This is a genomic window from Pseudobacillus badius, from assembly GCF_002189605.1.
GTDB lineage: Bacteria > Bacillota > Bacilli > Bacillales > Domibacillaceae > Pseudobacillus > Pseudobacillus badius.
Map to the genome: position 1 here is coordinate 1 of NZ_MWMM01000050.1, position 1,760 is coordinate 1,760.

General features: G+C 39.4%; 1 protein-coding gene and 1 other annotated feature. The gene reads left to right on the plus strand.

The window, feature by feature from the left end; all coding sequences use genetic code 11:
- Window positions 1-99 precede the first annotated feature (99 nt).
- Window positions 100-351 (plus strand) — a binding site (T-box leader).
- Window positions 352-460: 109 nt separating this feature from the next.
- A partial coding sequence (brnQ, locus tag B1A98_RS19915; protein ID WP_063385157.1) for a branched-chain amino acid transport system II carrier protein occupies window positions 461-1,760 on the plus strand: 1,300 nt, incomplete at its 3' end.

The window sequence follows — 1,760 nt, forward strand, 5'->3', positions numbered from 1 at the left end:
AAAGAATTAATAGAAAATTAGAACTATAATTTTTTCAAACACAAAAAAATAATATTCTGCTATAATCACATAATAATAAAAACAATTAGAATAATTCATTTAAATTCGTTGACGAGATCGAGTAAGCTGTGGGTACTGTTCTACAGAGAGCTGATACTTGCTGAAAATCAGTGTTCAGTCCATAGCTGAAAATCCTCTCCGAGAAGATATGCTGAACAATAGGAGTAAGCATGTCCGGATTTCCTCCGTTATTTTGGAACACGTATGAATTCGTACGTTGCAGAGTGCCGCGGTTTGTTTGCTATACGCGGAATCAGGGTGGTAACACGGGAAACTAATCTCGTCCCTTTTAAGGGACGGGATTTTTTTATTTTCTCAACATTTTAAGGTGGTGGTCATTTGGACGACATTGATATTCACATTTTGAAAACGAAGCTTACTTTTTCAAGGAGGAATTTTAATGAAATATTTATCCAAGAAAGATATGTTGTTTATTAGCTTAATGCTTTTTTCTCTTTTTTTCGGTGCCGGGAATTTGATTTTTCCGCCATTTTTAGGACAATCAGCTGGTACGTCTTTATGGCCTTCTATGGCTGGCTTTATCCTCTCTGCAGTTGGATTGCCGATCTTAGGAGTCGTTGCTGTTGCCAAAGCAAATGGTTTACATTCACTTGCTAGCCGTGTGCATCCCTTTTTTTCCGCTATTTTCACATCCATGATTTATTTAGCAATAGGTCCCTTTTTAGGAATTCCTAGAGCAGGAAGCTTAGCGTTTGAGATGGGAGTCAGCCCGTTTCTCCCTAAAGAAGTGAATCTAACTCTGGCTTTATTTATCTATACATTTGTTTATTTCGGGTTATCATATTGGCTTTCCTTATCCCCATCAAAGCTCGTTGACCGGTTTGGGAAGTTGCTAACCCCAGTGATTCTTTTGTTAATTTTGATTATTTTTGTTCGGGCTTTAATCCATCCCTTTGGCTCCCCTGCTTCACCAGCGGCAGGTTATGCTGCCATGCCGTTTGCGAAGGGATTTTTAGATGGCTATTTGACAATGGATACAATTGCAGCCTTAAATTTCGGGATTGTTATCTCGCTCACCCTGAAGCAAAAAGGGATAAGCCATCCTAAACAAGTTGTCTCGTATTCAATCCGCGCGGGTCTGTTGGCTGGGCTTGTTTTAACCTTCATTTACATGATGCTTGGATACCTTGGTGCAATTAATCACGGAACGACAGAAAATGGCGCTCAAACTTTAACACAAGTTGTTCTGGCATTGTTTGGTTCGTCAGGAGCCATTTTGTTGGGAATTGTCTTTTCGCTTGCTTGTTTAACAACATCAGTGGGGCTTATTACATCATGTAGCCAATATTTTACGACGGTCATTCCAAAAGTTAAGTACCGCACTTGGGTAACTGTACTCACAGGATCAAGTCTTATCTTTGCAAACCTTGGATTAACGAAAATTTTGTTGATCTCAGTTCCGGCTTTAACCGCCATTTATCCAATTGCGATTACCTTGATTATTCTAACGTTATTGAATGAACTGTTTGGAGGGTACCGTTCGGTCTACGCAATCACAACGTTTTTTGTCTCAATCGCCAGTATTTCTGATGCACTTATACAATCAGGGATCAACCTTGGCCCAATTAGCATCATGATTAAATCATTACCATTATACACTTCCGGTTTTGGCTGGCTTGTCCCAGCGTTAATTGGGGTGTTAATCGGCCTTATTGTACAGATAGTAAATAAACAGCAAT